Raw genomic sequence first — 16,399 nt, 5'->3', positions numbered from 1 at the left:
GAAGTAATAAAAGAAAGTTTTGGTTTCTCTTTTTTAAAATTAGAAGATACTATTCTCTTCAAAGTTACTTCAGACTAATAGAAAATGGAAAACACTGAGCGATATATCAATGCCCTTATTCGAGGAGAAGATGCAATTATAAAAGAAATATACTCAAAAATATACCCTAAAGTTCTCGCTTTTATTTTATCTAATAAAGGAAATGAGGATGATGCATTAGATGTTTTTCATGATGCCTTGATGTATATTATAGTTACACAAAAAGAAAGAAAAACTGTTATCTTGTCTTTTGAAGCTTACATTTTTGTTATTTGTAAAAATATTTGGAAAAAAAGTTTAAAAAACAAGGTAATAAAAACAGATGTTAATACACTAGAAGATAAAGAAACTAATTTAAGTGTTTTCATTTTAGAACAACAATGTTTTGAATTTTATATAGCCAAGTTTGATCTTTTATCGGAAAACTGTAAAGATATTTTGACTAGTTATTTTAATGGTCTTAGCTATGAAGAAATTACAGTAGCAAATGATTATGCAACTGTTAACACAGTAAGACAACGTGTTTTTAAATGCAGATCAAAATTAATTGAACTGATAAAAAAAGATAAAGAGTTTCAAAAAATAATTAAATGGGGAGCACAATAACTTATGGATACACTAGATATAATTGATCAATACCTTAAAGGAACTTTATCAGAAGTTGAAACTGTTGCTTTTGAAAAAAGAATGGCTGAAAATGTTGCCTTGCGAGAAGAAGTATATATTCAAAAACAACTATTTACTATTCATAATTTTTCTACCAAAGAATCTATAAAAAATGATAGATATAATAAAGAATTAGATCTCTTAAACGAAAAATTACAAACTGAAGAATATAGAGCTTTATCAAGGAAAATTAGAAAAGTTGGTAAAGAACAAACGATGATTAAACCGCTTTTTAAGAAAAAAAAGAAACCGTATTTTATCTATTCTATTGCAGCAACTATAGTTGCTGTAATAACAACTTTTTTTGTATTTAATAAACAATCTTCACTAAATGACTATTACAATGAAAATGTTAATTGGGATGAGTTACCATCATTTATTGCAAAAGGACAAGCTGAAGCTATTTTTACAAAAGGTGAATCATTATTTAAAAGGAAAGAGTATGAAAAAGCAATTGAAACACTTTCAATTATTGAGACAAAGGATGAATATTATCCATACGCTTTAATGTACCTAGGAGCCTCTTATGAACAATTAAATCAAAATCAAAAAGCTATACTACAATTTGATAAACTGACTCAATTAACCGATTTCGAAGAGTATTCAAAAGGATATTGGTATAAATTACTCCTTTATTTAAAAGGTAACGATAGAATAAAAGCATTAGAAATGCAAACTATTATCCTAGAGAATAAGAACAATTATAATTACAAGAAAGTACTTGAACTAGATTTCTAAACAATTATGATCTATAAAATGAAAGTCTTTGAATTATTAAAAGTAATTCAAAGACTTTTTTATTTACCATGAAATTCCATATTAGGTAAGGATTTTCCTTTTCTTAAATATTTATCAAACCAGTTTATAATATTCTCTTCTACTTCCTCTCTAAACTCTAAAATACCATGATCTCCACCTTCAAACATGATTAAACGATACGGAATACGATATTTAGTAAATTCTTGTGCCATATTTAAAGACTGTTCCGGTCTTACTCTCCAATCGGATGTACCATGTAAAATAAGAATAGGAACATCTTTGGAAAATTGATTCGCCCATTTTACAGGTGATCTTTTATATAACTCAATCTCTTTATTTTTTTCGTACTCAGGAATTAAGTCGGCTAAAACCTCTTTTTCCATTCCAGGCCTATCTTTTATTGATTCATACTGACTAGAAGGTGCTCCACCAACAACTGCTGCTTTAATTTTGTCTGTTTTTGTTAAAGCTATATAAGTCATCATTCCTCCTCTACTCCAACCATACATACCTATTCTTTCGGTATCTGCAATATCAACTTCCTTTAACACATCTATTAATGCTAAGACATCATTTATATCTTTTCCTCCAAATTCTTCCTTTCCTTCACTTCCACCATTACCTCTATATTGACTAGCAATAACTACATATCCTTCATTGGCTAATTTACCTAATCGAAAAGCAGTATTTACGGTTAAATTACCAAAATCTCTATTTCCGCCTCTATTAAAAATAATACAAGGTACTTTTTTAGCAATTTTAGGTTCAATTATAAACCCATTTACTTTTAACCCGTCACTTAGGTATTGTATTTTGAATATAGATATACTATCTAGAAATTTATAATTCTTTATCCAAGTAGTTGTACCATTAATTTCTTCTGTTATTTTGGAATAAAAAGGTAATTTTGAATAGTCTGAAAAGAGTTCTTTTTTAAGTAATAATTTTTGCTCTTGAGCGTAACAACTAGTCGTAAGAGCTAATATAACTACTACTAATTTTAAATACTTCATGATCTTTGTTTTTTGATTGCTACTTAATAGGACTATTTTTATACGCTGTTGTTACACAAAAAACCGGATAATTATTTCATAACTACTAATTTGTATAGTTATAAATAGCATTCAAATTTCTAAATTTTTAATTCAACGAATTGTTTAGTTTAAAAAAAATTCAGTTAAGCTTATGGTCAAAACAATCAAAAAACCTAATTTTGGTTCTTTACTACAAAAGACCACAAAATCAAATGAGAAAAGCATTCCTTGTCGTTAGTATCACCGTTTTATCTGTAACAGGTATCTTAATATATATAGATTGTAAATTTAGCTTACTACTAGCCATATTTATTCCTTTAATTCTAATGGGTCTATATGATATGTACCAATCCAAGCATACCATAAAACGTAATTTCCCTCTTTTAGGGAGAATGCGTTATTTATTAGAAGACCTTGGTCCAGAAATGCGTCAGTATTTTATAGAAACAGATACAGAAGGAAAACCTTTTAATCGTTTGCAACGTAGTATGGTGTATTCGAGAAGTAAAAAAGAATCGGATGCTAAACCATTTGGAACACAATTAAATACTTATTCAAAAGGTTATGAATGGATCAATCACAGTATCAAAGCCATTCCTTTTGAAGAATTAAACCATAACCCTAGAGTAAAAATAGGCTCTTCACAATGTACTAAACCTTATTTTGCTAGTATGTTTAATATTAGTGCTATGAGCTATGGTAGTTTGAGTAAAAATGCTATTACAGCTTTGAATGAAGGTGCAAAAGCAGGTGGTTTTTATCATAATACAGGTGAAGGTGGGCTCTCACCTTATCATTTACAAGGTGGTGATGTCGTTTGGAACATTGGAACAGGTTATTTCAGTTGTCGTAATAATGATGGTACTTTTAATGTAGATCAATTTGAAAAAAGAGCGACTTTAGAAACAGTAAAAATGATCGAAATTAAGTTTTCTCAAGGAGCTAAACCTGGACATGGTGGTATTTTACCAAAAGAAAAAGTAACTGATGAAATTGCAGCTATTCGATTAGTAGATAAAGGACATGATATTATTTCTCCACCATCTCATTCAGCTTTTAAAACACCTTTAGAGTTAATGGATTTTGTGCTTTTGTTACGAGAAAAGTCAGGTGGAAAACCTATTGGTATGAAAATTTGTATTGGTAATAAAGCTGAATTTATAGCCATTTGTAAAGCCATGGTACAGACTTCAACTTATGTCGACTTTATTACTGTAGATGGTGGTGAAGGTGGTACAGGTGCTGCTCCACCAGAATATTCAGATCATGTAGGTATGCCACTACGCGATGCAGTTGCGTTTGTACATGATTGTTTGAACGGTTTCGGAATCAAAGATCAAATAAAAATTATAGCTAGTGGAAAAGTTATTTCTGGTTTTGATATTATACATAACCTTTCCATAGGAGCCGATTTGTGTAATTCTGCAAGAGGAATGATGTTTGCCTTAGGTTGTATTCAAGCTTTAGAATGTCATTCAAACACTTGTCCAACAGGTGTAGCAACTCAAGATCCCAAATTAACCAGAGGTTTAGTTCCTGAAGAAAAAAGCGTTCGTGTTGCACGTTACCAAATGGAAACTGTTAAAAGTGCTGTGGATTTAATGGCTTCAGCAGGTATTGCTCATCCAGATGATGTTACAAGAGATTGTGTCACTACTAGATTAGATAGTAATAAAGTAGCTACTTTTGCTCAGCTTTACCCTGAACTAGTAAAAGGCAGTCTGTTAGATGAAAATAATATACCTGAAGAATTCTCTTATTTTTGGAAGAAAGCTACTGTAGATAGTTTTTAAATTTAAAAAAAAGATAACGTAGCTTTAAGAAATTGAAACGCATTTGTAGATAAAAACACAGAATTAGTGTATTTTACTCCTATTCTTGATTCTTATAAATTTTAAAAGTGATGCCTATTTAAAATAGCAGTTAAATAGTAGTTATTCAAGTACTAATTCCTATGTATTAATTATATAACAATACTGATAAATATCATAAAACTAATACTTTATTTATTTGTAAATTTACAGTTAGAATAAAAACTTATTTTTTACAAATAAAAAACTACATGGAATTTATGGATTACTACAAAATTCTTGAAATAGATAAGAATGCAACACCAGAAGCCATCAAAAAAGCGTATCGAAGACTAGCGCGTAAATGGCATCCAGATGTAAATCCAAACGATGAAGCCGCTAAACTAAAATTTCAGCAACTGAATGAAGCCAATGAAGTATTAAGTAACCCCGAAAAACGAAAAAAATACGACAAACATGGTAAAGATTGGGAACGCGGTGAAGAATATGAAAAGTACCAGCAACAGCAGCAAAGAAAATATGGTAACGCTGGTCGTCAACAAAATACTTCCAATTTTAATGGAGAAGATTTCTCAGATTTTTTCTCTTCAATGTTTGGTCAACAAGCAGGTGGAGGTTCAAGAAATTCTAGAAGTGCTAAATTTAGAGGACAAGATTTCAACGCTACCTCACAACTTGATATTAAAGAAGCAGCCACTACACACAAACAAACATTTACCGTTAATGGAAAAAGCATTCGCATTACTATTCCTGCAGGTATAGAAGATGGACAAACTATTAAAATTAGTGGGTATGGTGGTGAAGGTGTTAATAATGGTCCTAAAGGCGATTTATATATTACATTTACAATTGTCAATACCACTCCATTTAAGCGTGTTGGAAACGATTTATATCTCAATCATGAGTTGGACTTATATACAGCTGTTTTAGGAGGAGAAATTACCTTATCCACTTTTGATGGTACTAAACTAAAGCTAAAAGTAGCCTCTGGTACCCAGAACGGAACCAAAGTAAGATTAAAAGGAAAAGGATTTCCAGTATATAAAAAAGAAGGACATTTTGGCGATTTATATGTAACGTACAACATTAGTATTCCTACTAACCTTTCAGAAGAAGAAATAAAATTATTCCATCAGTTAGCTAAAAAATAAAAGTATGGACACACAAGAATTAATAATAGTAGACCTATTTTGTAAACAATATGAAGTAGAACCCACTTTTGTAACAGAATTAGAAGCCATTGGTCTAGTTGAAACTATTACTTACGACAACAATAGGTACTTACATGTAAGCCAATTAGTAATAATTGAAAAAATCATTAGACTACACAACGATTTAAACATAAACAAAGAAGGCATAGATGTCGTTCTTGAGCTCCTTAACAAAGTGAATCAATTACAGTCAGAAGTGAAATATCTAAAGAATCGATTAGGCTTGTATGAGTAAGAGGGGTGTTTTTCATTGGTTATACATTCAATGCTACGTTTAAAACCATAGTATTAAAATATAAACTTGTCATTTTTTAAAAGTTCCATACGCTTAGCATATTTCAACTAGTAGCGTATTGGACAAAACTTATTAAACTATTTCTTTACAAAGAGAAACAGACTTATTAAAAAGCCGCATCTTTTATAGTTCAACTCACTCACCATAAAAAACAAATACAACAAAAAATGCCAACCCATAACCTACAACCGAGAACAGAGAACGCACAACCTGTAACCCAAAACTATATTTCCCAACAACCTAGCCAAAACCACAAGAAAAAAATTATGTGAACGCTTTTGACTGGTTTTGATTGCTTTTTAATTGTTTTGACGTTTTCAAGGGATTAAATAGGACCATTGTTCGGAAGCGCTTCGGAGAAGTAACGGTAAATAGGTACTTTTTCGCAACAAACTCCGAACAAAACTGCAACCATTCTGCTACCAAGCCTAGAGAATAAATAATAAAAATCAGCCATTTATAAAACAAAATAATTATAGTTGAAAATACCTACGATTTTGTATTGTTCACAAATTACAGATAAATGACTTAAAGTTGTATTCTAAAAACTGTTCACAAAAAATCCCTTTTCGCAATTTGTATCACATCTACCGACTTTTGTATAACTTGCAGAATAATTGAATGTCTCAACTTTGTATCATCATTTAATAACATAAAATTTAAATAATGAACGAGACAACAGATACAAAACAATTATTCCAAACTTTTACATTTAAAAACGGAATCAAAATTAAAAACAGGATTGCAATGGCACCAATGACCACTTGGGCTAGTAATGATGATTATACTATATCAGATGATGAAATAAAACATTATGAAGCCCGAAGCGGAAACGTTGGATTAGTAATAACTGGTTGTACCAGAGTAATGGCAAACGGAATTGGATTTAACAATGAATATGCCTCCTATGATGACTCTTTTATGCCAAGTCTTAAAAAATTGGCTACTGCGGCAAAAAAAGGTGGGGCAGCTGCAGTACTTCAAATTTATCACGCTGGAAATAAAGCGGTTTTAGATCTTATTCCTGATGGTATCCCTGTTAGTGCAAGTCCCTTAGCATTAGCACCTTCGATGTTTTATGCAGGAGGAGTTGTATCACGTGAACTTACACATGAAGAAATTCTGGACATGATAAAGGCTTTTGGCGAAACTACGCACAGAGCTATAAAGGCAGGTTTTGATGGCATAGAGTTGCATGGAGCTCACGGATTTCTATTGCAAAATTTCTTTTCACCTTATTATAACCAACGAACAGATTACTGGGGCGGATCTGCCGAAAAACGAATGAATTTTGCTGTAGAAGTGATCAAGGAAATTCAGGATGTAATTAAAAAGTATGCAGACAGACCATTTATGATAGGTTTCAGAATTTCACCAGAAGAGCCTGAAAGCTATAGAGTAAAAGATGTCTTTCCATTGATTGATAAACTAATCGACTGCGGAATTGATTATCTACACGTTTCACTTGCTAATCTGCTTGCACAAAAGCCGATAAATGATGAAAATGGAGATGCCACGGTTTTAAAATTAATACTCGATCACGTTCATCACAGAGTTCCAGTGATTGCTGCGGGAGGCATAAAACAGTTCAATGAAGCAATAGAAGCACTGGAAATGGGATTGTCATTGGTAGCTGTTGGACACGGACTTATCATTAATCCGAATTGGGTGGAACTTGCATCTAATAAGGGAAAAGCCGATGAAGTTTTAAGGCTGTCTAAGGCTGATGAACTTGCGATACCTAAAAAACTTCAGGAATTCATTCACATAGCAACGGGATTTTTTCAGGTGACAGACTAGCCTTGCTACTTTAAAAATTACAAATTCATAAAAGCTAAATGAAAATGAGTAAAAAAATAACCGTAATTGGTGCAACAGGAATGATTGGAATTCCGGTTACAAAAGAATTACTAAAGGCTGGTTTTGAAATAACAGCGTTAGTTAGAAATGTTCGAAAAGCAAAACAAATTTTTCCTACAAGCAAGATTCATTTTGTAAATGGCGACCTGCGAAATATAACGGAAATTTCAGAGGCTTTGAAAAATGCAGATGCTGTCTATATCAGTATTTCATCATCGCCAAATGATAAGGAAAATCAATTTAACCCTGAAATGCATGGATTAGATAATATCTTATCCGCTTTAAAAACATCATCGGTAAAACAAGTCGGTTTCCTTTCTTCTTTTCTGGCGAGAAACTATACTGGTGATTGGTGAGTGATGAATACGAAAAACAAGCAATCCATAAAATAAAAGATTGCGGAATACCTTATACCATCTTTTATTCCTCTAACCTTATGGAAAACTTAACTGGAGGAATGAGAGACGGAAATAAAATAAATATTATAGGAAAATCTACCGAAAAAGCTTGGTGGATAGCTGGTGAAGATTTGGGTAAAATGGTTGCCAAATCTTTTGAAACTGAGAAAGCTTTAAACAAAGAATATTCAGTGCAGGGATTAGAGGCAATGACTACCTTAGAAGCTACAACTGCTTATGTAGAAAATTATACGAAAGAGAAATTAAAAATTGCAAAATTGCCTATGGAATTGGCAAAATTTTTATCCTTATTTGTAAAACCATTGAAATTTGTAGTTCCCTTGATTGACGTAATGAACAAAAATAAAGAAACATTTGAAGCTCAAAAAACTTGGGACGATCTGGAAAAACCCTCTATCAGAATAAATCAATTTGCAAAAATGTAGCGTACCAATGTATTAATTATTAGTTTATAATTAATACATTGGTCTTTATTGCACGGGAAATTCGTTAAATTATTAAAGGTTGAAAATTTTTGGTAATTTTATAATAAAGAATAAGGTTAAAGAATAATATTAAGATAAATTAAGTAACAATAGGGCTTATGAAACATTATAGAACAATAAGTGAACTCTATAAAGCAAACGGATTTCCACCACCTGAAAATCCGCTGATGGGCCTACTGACTTTTGAAGAGTCAGAAAAATGTACTTTTATCGAGAGAGAATTTACGATGACGTTTTATACGATTGCCTTAACAAAATTAAAATCAGGGACATTTCAATATGGCAGAACAAAGTACGACCACGAAAATGGGTCTTTGGCATTTCTAAAGCCACATCAGAAAGTATTGATGAATAATGTAGAAACAAGTGAAAAAGGATTTCTGCTATATATCCACGAAGATTTTTTAGTGAACCACAACCTTCATTCTGAAATAAATAAATAAATATGGATATTTTGATTACGAAGTGAACGAAGCTTTGCATCTGTCTCCAAAAGAAGAAGACATTGTATGGGACTTATTCAACAAGATAAAGTTGGAATATTACAATAATCAAGATGAATACAGCAAAGATATAATACTTACTCATATAGATTCCATTTTAAAATATGCTCAAAGGTTTTACAAACGGCAATTCTTGAATAGGTCTGTTTTATCAGGCACCATAATCACTAAATTTACTGACATACTGAAACACTATTTTGAAAACGGAGCTCTCCAAAAAGAAGGCTTACCGACTGTAAAATATATGGCTGCGAAATTAGCCTTGTCATCAAAATATTTAAGTGATTTATTAAAACAAGAAACAGGCAAAACAGCACTGGAACATATTCACATTGCCTTAGTTATTGAAGCAAAAAATATTTTAATGAGCACCAACAAAACCGTATCCGAAACTGCCTACGAATTAGGTTTTGAAAACCCACCCTACTTTTCAAGACTTTTTAAAAAAGAAGTAGGCATAACACCTACCGAATATAGAGAACAGTTTTTGAATTAGGGGTAACATGTACCACCATTCAACAGTTAGCAAAAATTGGAGCCATAATCTCTAATTTTAACCTTATTTCGTACTTTTGCAGTAAGAAGTTTACAGAAAGTTTAGGCTAATCTAATCTACATAAGTATAACTTATTTATTTCTTGGGTTGAACAAGATGGATTAGGTGTAAGCCAAGTTGTTAACTTAAAAGATAAAACTGTCAATACTTTTTTGAAAATAGAAAAAGAAATAACTCCCTGAACAGGAACAATTCGTGAATTACATTAATTGACTGAATAATGCCCAGCAAATAAAACAATCTAAAATTAATTGTTTAGCAAAAGCATACTTAGGAAAATCCTAACGTATTTTACATTTAGTTTGTGATTTATTAAATTAGTTTTTTGACCACTAAAACTATCTTATCATGAACGTTAGTTATAGACAAATGGAAAATTATTTTAAATTTAATAACTAAATGGAAAAAATTAAGAATGATATTAATACAGGACAACAAATATTCGACAATGTTCCGAATATTATTCAACCAGATTGGGCAGGTTTAGTTTTATCAAGATTTGATCAATTTCTAGAGAAAGTTCCAGATGAAATAATTGAGCTCTATGAAATAATTGATGATTCGGAGAGATGGAGAGATGCACACAAGCAATTTAGTAAAATCCGAAATCTAACTTTAAAAAACAATAACCCACAATTTGAAATATATTTATTACTAGCAGAATGCATTGCTAAAATTACTTATAATTCATCTGGACTTCCTGCACCATTTGATTCTGATAGCGGATTTTATATTCCAAGTCTTGCGTTAAAATTTTCAGACACGTTATCAAATAAATATTTAAATGAAGAAGTAAAAGCAACAATTTTAATTTTTAATAAAAATAAAGAAGTTAATAATAAGCTTGCTAAAGATTTGATTATTCATAAAAAAATTGATGATATTCTTTGGAATGATTGGGATCCAATTGGGATTAATGGTTCCTCTCCAAGAGACGAATATTCAGTATATGTTGCTGGATTATTCAAATTGAAAAAGGAAAATGCCGACCGAATGAAAATTGGAAAAAGACTCTTGGAATTAGAGACCAATTCAATGGGAATGAATGGAAATTTGGATAATTGTTTAATCGTAGCTGATAAAATATTGAATGTGTTGAAGCTTGAATTTAAAACCCTATACAATTAATTGCTAGTGCAAAACCTACTTACAAAAATCCTCTCGGATTTTCAATTCTGTTTTATTTGCTAATTTTCATGCTTAACCATGTAACTAATCATCAACAAAACCTTTATCAGTCCTTTTTGAAAACAAAAAGATGATTTTTATTTCGACTAGGAAGTTTAAATCAGAAAAGAATTTTATATAGATTATTTGAAATTTGAATTTAAAAAGAAGTACTCATTACCTTCTAAAAAATTTAAAAAAGAACTCATTATAATTTTACAAAAAAAACACCTTAAAAAAAAGACTAAAGAAATTTTGAAGTTCTAATCATTTGTCTTAAGTTTACGTAAACAACAGATTTAAAGAAACTTATGATTAAACCAATTTAATAATTCAAACAAACAAAAACATGAAAAAATTTAAACAAACAAAATGGTTAGCTGTACTAATTGTAGCTGGAATTCTATTTTCCTGTAGTAATTCTGACACAAATGATGCTGTCGACAAAATGATTGCAAATGATGACTTCGCTGTAAGTAAAACAGTCGCTGAGAAGATTGCAACGGATTTATTATTAGTAAATACCGCTGAAAATCTTACGAATAAATCCTTAAAAAACGCAACAATAAAAGAAGAAAAGAAAATTAAATCTATTATTGAAGTACCAGATAAGGATAAAAAAGCAGCCTTTTTTATAATAAACTATGAAGGAGGAGGTTTTATTATTCTAGCTGGTGATAAACGATCTGAACCCGTACTAGCTTTTTCTGAAACCAATGAATTTGATATGAATTCTGAGTTTTTCCCTACAGGTTTAGTAAGTTGGCTCTATGCTTCAAAAGAAAATATTGAAAAAATAAGATCTAAAAATGCGAAAATTGATTCTCAAACTGAAATGCAGTGGGAAAACTTACAAAAAGGAGGTGCTGATGTAGTTTCTTATAAAATAATAGAACCAGAAGAACCAGATTGTACACCTTATACCATTCAAAAAGGACCTTTTCTTCAAACCACTTGGGGACAAGGCTGTGGTTATAATTCTCAAACACCATCCATGACTTGTGGTCCTTGTAGTCATGCTTGGACTGGTTGTGTTGCTACAGCTATGGCTCAAGTAATGAAATACCATCAATACCCTACAAGTTATAGTTGGTCTAGCATGCCTAATTCATATGGAACAAGTACCACAGCTACTTTAATGAAAAATATTGGAACTGCAGTGAATATGAATTATACGTGTGATGGTTCAGGTGCTAATACTCAAAATGAAGTGGCTTCATCATTTATAAATGATTTTGGCTATAGTACCGCATCTTATGGAGGATATAATTATCAAACTGTTAAAACCCAATTAGGTTACAATCGTCCTGTTATTCTAAAAGGGGGAAGAAAATCTGGTTGGTGGATTTTTGGTCAATATAAAGATGGTCATGCTTGGGTATGCGATGGGTATTTAAATTATATTGATCCTTGTTGGGGTTCGATGTTGAAATTTAATATGAATTGGGGATGGGATGGCACCTATAATGGATGGTATAGTTTTAATAACTTTAATCCAGGTAGTAACACCTTCAATTATCAAACAGGTATGGTTTATAATATCAAACCTTAAATGGTATTCATAATGAAATACTCAATCATTTATTTAGTGATTATGCTTTTTTCATCTTGTAATTCAAATGACAGTGAGCAATTTATAGTTGACACTTCAATTACTATATCTGTAAAAGATAGTGATGGTATCGACTTACTTAATTCAAAAAACTCTAATTCATTAGACCCCAATAAATTCAAAATAATATATGTAATTGATGGAGTATCTGTTGAATTTTATGATGAAAATGCTTCGTATCCAAAGGGTTTTTTCATTTATGAACATGAAAATGAGTACAGAATTAAAATATTTCCGAATGTAAAAAACAAAGATAACCTTCCAATAACTTATATCAAGTGGAATGAAGTTGATAGTGACACATTAAAGTGTGAAATAGAAAAAAATATAAATTCTGAGATTTGTAAAAAAGTTTGGCTAAATGATAAAATAGTTTGGCAGTCCTATAAAAATGAGAGATATTTTGAAATTATAAAATAAGAATGAATGCTTATTAATGAGTTTTTGATGTTTTTTTAAAATAACCATAAAACTACATCCTATTTTTAAAATTCAATTTAAATCAAAAAACAGCCCTTGCTTACACTAAAAGTAAACAAGGGCTATTCTATAATTTATAAGTTATGACTTAACTAATCGCAACTATTTCAACATCAAAAATAAGGTCCTTCCCTGCTAAAGGATGGTTTCCATCTACAACAATAGTTTGGTCTTTCACTTCAACCACCATTAAATTCATTTCTTGTCCGTCTGGAGATTTAGAGATAAGCCCCATCCCTACTTCTGGTTTAATTTCTTCTGGAAGATGCGCTTTTTCTACTTCATGTATTAATTCGGCAATTACGTCACCATAGGCTTCTTCTTTAGGAATTGAAATGGTTTTCTTTTCATTCAGCTTCATGTTCAATACTCCTTTTTCAAAACCAGGAATCAACTGTCCTTTTCCTAAAGTAAATTCTAAGGGTTCTTTTCCTTCAGAACTGTCAAAAATTTGTCCGTCTGACAACTTACCTGTGTAATTTACTTTAACCGTGTTGTTCTCTTTAACTAAACTCATATTATATTTTAATTTGATAAAATGTGCTTTACATAATTCTTATGCGGCAAACACTTTAGATTAAACTTATGCGGCAAAAGGCGACAAAAACCATTCCAAACAAGTCATATAAAATTTAGTTTGTAATAAATCAATATGTTTGTTGAGATTGAAAAACGCTCCATTCCTTTACCAATGGTGAAGCACACTCTTTATGATATCTTATTAAGAACAATAGTATATAAAATGTATTCATCGGTAAATATGTCAGTCAACAAGTACTAATTACTACTCTGTAGTTATAATATGACAAATTTGAGGAAGTGTTTTTCTGGTCTTTTAAAATTTAAAAGTTTTTTGTACTTACAATATTTTACTTTAAGTTTACCATACTTATGAGAAGATAAATCCATTAAAATAGTCATACCTATTTTTTTGAGTATGATGTAAAATTCAAAAGAACCATAACATGAAATCATTTTTTTTAAGCACTTTGTTTTTTTTAATTAGTTATAGTTTGGTTTCCCAAAACAATATGAATTCAAACGACAGTATTGCCACTGCTTACATGAAAGCCTATGGAGATTGGAATTTTGATACCATGAAGACATTCTATTCCGAAGATATTCATTTTGAAGATCCTACTGCCGAGAAAGCATTTGGTCAACCTTTTCTTTTTAAAGGAAAAGAGAACGTATATGCTTTTTTTAAAGGTGTTTTTAAAGACCGTTTTAAAAACAACAAACCTCCTTATGTGAATTTTATTATTGAAAAAAAATTTTGTGCCAACTCTTTTGTCATTATTAACTCCACATTTGAATGTGTCATACCTACTTCTTGGTTTAAAAAAGAGAGTAAGGAAACTATTCTAATTGCAATTCCCTTTGTTACTATATTGGAAATTGAAAACGGTAAAATAAAGAAACATACTGATTATGGAGATTACTCCAAATATAATGCTCAAATAAAAGCGCAATTAGGTAATGGTTAACAAATTGAAATTTTTCATTTAAGTCAGCCATATACTATATTTTAATATTAGAGGTAGTAAAATTAAAATATGAATAAAACTTTTGTTTACATTAAGGCAACATTTTGATTTATCACCTACTCTTTCAATTCAGCAATTGCATACAAATGATTGTATTGTTGGCAATGAATTAAAACATATTTATACACATTCAAATCAATTTCTTGTGGAATTGTATAGGTAGTAGCATTTGTTAAGTCTCCTAAATTGACAAAAGTATCTGGTAAGTCTGTTGTTGAGAGGTACACCTTCAAATCTGGACCACTAGAAATACTAAAATTTTCTAAAGCTACGTATTTCTGATTATCATCTTCATTAATTATTGCATTTCCAGATACCATAATTCCTTCTGTAGGATTAAAGATCCCTCTCAAGATGCTATTATTCATATTCTCTTGAGATTCTATTTTAGTAATTTCATCTTCTTTCTCACAAGAAAAAAAGAAAGAGATAAGCAATAAAAAAGCAATTTTCTTTAACATGATATATCTATTTAAATTAAAAACTTAAATATACATTATAGTAATAATTTAAATTGTTAGCTAGCTAACATATAAGTTAAATATGTTATAAAATGATAAAATAAAATTGGTATAAATACAAAAAGGAAACTAATATAGCTTCCTTTTGTTATTACAATAATTTAAATATATTACTATTCAGACCAGTAATTTAAGGTCGCAATAATCCATCCTTCAGGTGTTTCATTTGCAGGAATTACGTCTACGATTGCAGAAGAAGCTCCATCAAAATAACCATCACGAGCATAAAAGCGATAAGTACCTATTGGTAAGCTTTCAAATAAACCTGGTTCGTAACGAGAATCATAGTAAGAAACTCCTGTTTCTAAATTAGTTGCTCCATATCCTGGTAATGTACTAGCAGGTACACTATTTCCATTGTTGTCAACTAACTCTACGTACACATCGAAAAAAACCTCTGTTGTTCTTTCTGTTACTTTGTTGGTTTTTAATGCTTTAGAATCTAAATTGTCTGTAGTAGTAATTTCCTCTTTGTCACAAGAAATAAATAATGCTAAAGCTACAATCAGTACTGTTTTTTGAAAAATTTTCATGTTATAAAATATTTGTTTGTAATTATTCAAATTTACAAAAAGCAGAATAAAATAGCACTAATTTAGATTAACAAAAGGTTATTTTAGAATTAATATTATCTAAAATATTGATATAATAGTTTTTATACTATAATTTTCTTATTTCAATTAGGAGCATTTTTGTCCTAATTCAGTTTGAATTAAAAATAAGTCAATTAATTCAATTAAATGAATTGATAACTTTTTAGTAATTCTTTACAGATTTCTAAAAAAAATACCATAAAATTTATTTAATTTGTAAAAAAGAACTTAACTAATGCAATATAACACAAAAGAAACCGATCCTTCGGTACTTTATAAGCTTTTGACTGGTACTATAATACCAAGACCTATTGGATGGATTTCAACAATTGATGAAAATGGAATTAACAACTTAGCTCCTTTTTCTTATTTTAATATGGTAAGTAGTGATCCTCCTTGTGTTATGTTTTCTACTCGAAGAGACAATAATAAAAATAAAGACACATTAAATAATGTGTTGCAGAACAATCAATTTGTAGTAAATCTAGTTACTCAAGATATAGTTGAACAAATGAATGCTACTTCAGCCTCAGTAGCAGCAAAAATTGATGAATTTGAATTAGCGCAACTTACACCTATTGATTCTATTTCTGTAAAACCAAAACGAGTAAAAGAAAGTTTAGTACATTTTGAATGCGAAAAAATTCATCATTATTTCATTGATAATGATAACAATGGTGGTGCTTGTGTTGTAATTGGCAAAATCATAATCATACACATTGAGGATACTATACTTTTGGAAAATGATAAGATAAATTTAGAAACTTATAAGCCTGTAGCACGTTTAGCAGGTTCTAATTACGGAACATTAGGGGAAATTTTTTCTATCAAAAGAGCATAA

19 protein-coding genes are annotated in these 16,399 nt (G+C 30.3%); 15 read left to right on the top strand and 4 right to left on the bottom strand.

All coding sequences use genetic code 11. From position 1 onward, the window contains the following. Positions 1–84 precede the first annotated feature (84 nt). Together FIA58_RS08835 and FIA58_RS08830 are read left to right on the top strand one after the other, a co-directional pair. Positions 85–645, top strand: a complete 561-nt coding sequence (locus tag FIA58_RS08835) for an RNA polymerase sigma factor (protein WP_140962120.1) — start codon at positions 85–87, stop codon at positions 643–645. A gap of 3 nt (positions 646–648) precedes the next feature. Beyond that, complete coding sequence (locus FIA58_RS08830) at positions 649–1,443, top strand: tetratricopeptide repeat protein (RefSeq protein ID WP_140962119.1); 795 nt, start codon at positions 649–651, stop codon at positions 1,441–1,443. Positions 1,444–1,502: 59 nt separating this feature from the next. Here FIA58_RS08830 and FIA58_RS08825 read toward each other — a convergent pair whose 3' ends face one another. Beyond that, positions 1,503–2,477, bottom strand: a complete 975-nt coding sequence (locus tag FIA58_RS08825; protein WP_140962118.1) for an alpha/beta hydrolase family protein — start codon at positions 2,475–2,477, stop codon at positions 1,503–1,505. A 233-nt stretch (positions 2,478–2,710) separates the two neighbouring features. Here FIA58_RS08825 and FIA58_RS08820 point away from each other — a divergent pair, with 233 nt between their 5' ends. The 11 genes from FIA58_RS08820 (at position 2,711) to FIA58_RS08775 (ending at position 12,837) form a co-directional block, all read left to right on the top strand. Further along, a complete protein-coding gene (locus FIA58_RS08820; RefSeq protein WP_140962117.1) occupies positions 2,711–4,291 on the top strand; it encodes an FMN-binding glutamate synthase family protein in 1,581 nt (526 codons plus the stop codon). Between the two features lie 269 nt (positions 4,292–4,560). Next, a complete protein-coding gene (locus FIA58_RS08815; RefSeq protein WP_140962116.1) occupies positions 4,561–5,460 on the top strand; it encodes a DnaJ C-terminal domain-containing protein in 900 nt (299 codons plus the stop codon). 4 nt (positions 5,461–5,464) lie between these two features. Continuing rightward, complete coding sequence (locus tag FIA58_RS08810) at positions 5,465–5,755, top strand: chaperone modulator CbpM (RefSeq protein ID WP_140962115.1); 291 nt, start codon at positions 5,465–5,467, stop codon at positions 5,753–5,755. Between the two features lie 726 nt (positions 5,756–6,481). After that, positions 6,482–7,615, top strand: a complete 1,134-nt coding sequence (locus tag FIA58_RS08805) for an NADH-dependent flavin oxidoreductase (RefSeq protein ID WP_140962114.1) — start codon at positions 6,482–6,484, stop codon at positions 7,613–7,615. Between the two features lie 44 nt (positions 7,616–7,659). Next, entirely contained in the window at positions 7,660–8,031 is a 372-nt protein-coding gene (locus FIA58_RS08800) for an NAD(P)-dependent oxidoreductase (protein ID WP_165928884.1), read from the top strand. Then, positions 8,028–8,519: a hypothetical protein gene (locus FIA58_RS08795; RefSeq protein WP_140962112.1), complete on the top strand. Its 492-nt coding sequence runs from the start codon at positions 8,028–8,030 to the stop codon at positions 8,517–8,519. Before FIA58_RS08800 ends, FIA58_RS08795 begins: the two co-directional genes overlap by 4 nt. A 158-nt stretch (positions 8,520–8,677) precedes the next feature. After that, positions 8,678–9,022, top strand: a complete 345-nt coding sequence (locus FIA58_RS21460; protein ID WP_243754655.1) for a hypothetical protein — start codon at positions 8,678–8,680, stop codon at positions 9,020–9,022. A gap of 22 nt (positions 9,023–9,044) precedes the next feature. Then, entirely contained in the window at positions 9,045–9,578 is a 534-nt protein-coding gene (locus FIA58_RS21725; protein WP_317167886.1) for a helix-turn-helix domain-containing protein, read from the top strand. 459 nt (positions 9,579–10,037) lie between these two features. Continuing rightward, positions 10,038–10,766, top strand: a complete 729-nt coding sequence (locus FIA58_RS08785; RefSeq protein ID WP_140962111.1) for a hypothetical protein — start codon at positions 10,038–10,040, stop codon at positions 10,764–10,766. Positions 10,767–11,154: 388 nt separating this feature from the next. Then, positions 11,155–12,357, top strand: a complete 1,203-nt coding sequence (locus tag FIA58_RS08780) for a C10 family peptidase (protein ID WP_140962110.1) — start codon at positions 11,155–11,157, stop codon at positions 12,355–12,357. Positions 12,358–12,369: 12 nt separating this feature from the next. Continuing rightward, a complete protein-coding gene (locus tag FIA58_RS08775) occupies positions 12,370–12,837 on the top strand; it encodes a hypothetical protein (RefSeq protein ID WP_140962109.1) in 468 nt (155 codons plus the stop codon). 148 nt (positions 12,838–12,985) lie between these two features. On the opposite strand, the gene FIA58_RS08770 is transcribed toward FIA58_RS08775, so the two are convergent. After that, complete coding sequence (locus FIA58_RS08770) at positions 12,986–13,414, bottom strand: FKBP-type peptidyl-prolyl cis-trans isomerase (RefSeq protein WP_140962108.1); 429 nt, start codon at positions 13,412–13,414, stop codon at positions 12,986–12,988. A gap of 448 nt (positions 13,415–13,862) precedes the next feature. Between FIA58_RS08770 and FIA58_RS08765 the strand changes: the two genes are divergently transcribed. After that, on the top strand, positions 13,863–14,384 hold the full coding sequence (locus FIA58_RS08765) for a nuclear transport factor 2 family protein (RefSeq protein WP_140962107.1): 522 nt from the start codon (positions 13,863–13,865) through the stop codon (positions 14,382–14,384). 116 nt (positions 14,385–14,500) lie between these two features. Here the strand turns inward: FIA58_RS08765 and FIA58_RS08760 are convergent, their stop codons facing one another. Together FIA58_RS08760 and FIA58_RS08755 are read right to left on the bottom strand one after the other, a co-directional pair. Further along, positions 14,501–14,905: a DM13 domain-containing protein gene (locus FIA58_RS08760; RefSeq protein ID WP_140962106.1), complete on the bottom strand. Its 405-nt coding sequence runs from the start codon at positions 14,903–14,905 to the stop codon at positions 14,501–14,503. A gap of 173 nt (positions 14,906–15,078) precedes the next feature. Continuing rightward, a complete protein-coding gene (locus FIA58_RS08755) occupies positions 15,079–15,498 on the bottom strand; it encodes a hypothetical protein (RefSeq protein WP_140962105.1) in 420 nt (139 codons plus the stop codon). Positions 15,499–15,793: 295 nt separating this feature from the next. On the opposite strand from FIA58_RS08755, the gene FIA58_RS08750 reads away from it, so the two are divergent. After that, complete coding sequence (locus FIA58_RS08750) at positions 15,794–16,399, top strand: flavin reductase family protein (protein ID WP_140962104.1); 606 nt, start codon at positions 15,794–15,796, stop codon at positions 16,397–16,399.

Origin of the sequence: Flavobacterium jejuense, assembly GCF_006491595.2 — a bacterium.
Classification (GTDB): Bacteria; Bacteroidota; Bacteroidia; order Flavobacteriales; family Flavobacteriaceae; genus Flavobacterium; species Flavobacterium jejuense.
The sequence above is the reverse complement of the archived record's forward strand: the minus strand, read 5'-3'. Positions and strand labels throughout refer to the sequence as shown.